Origin of the sequence: Aquabacterium parvum, from assembly GCF_001447195.1 — a bacterium.
GTDB lineage: Bacteria > Pseudomonadota > Gammaproteobacteria > Burkholderiales > Burkholderiaceae_C > Aquabacterium > Aquabacterium parvum.
Genome location: NZ_LFRI01000062.1, coordinates 1 through 273 on the forward strand (window position 1 = coordinate 1; position 273 = coordinate 273).

At 58.6% G+C, this 273-nt stretch carries 1 protein-coding gene; it reads left to right on the plus strand.

All coding sequences use genetic code 11. From position 1 onward, the window contains the following. Window positions 1-36 precede the first annotated feature (36 nt). Window positions 37-207, plus strand: a complete 171-nt coding sequence (locus tag ABG80_RS22335; protein WP_160322406.1) for a hypothetical protein — start codon at window positions 37-39, stop codon at window positions 205-207. Window positions 208-273: the final 66 nt, after the last annotated feature.

Consider the following 273-nt stretch of genomic DNA (forward strand, 5'->3'; position numbering starts at 1 on the left):
AGGGCAAAGCAGGTGCTTCATGCAGAAGCTGGCCGCATGCAGCCTCACAGCGTCGATGGTGAAGTAGTGCCGGAACAGCAGGTAGTCACCGCAAGTGGTGAGCCGCTGGTGAAGCGTTTCTTGACCTTCAACGTGGGCGCCGATAAACTGCGCTACATCGAGCGCACGACTCTTTGCCTTACCGTACCGATCAACCCGCCTGGGTAGCGTCTCGATTCCATCAGCCCCGAACTCCTCTGACCAGGACTCGGGGCTTTCCTTTTCAAGGTCGGG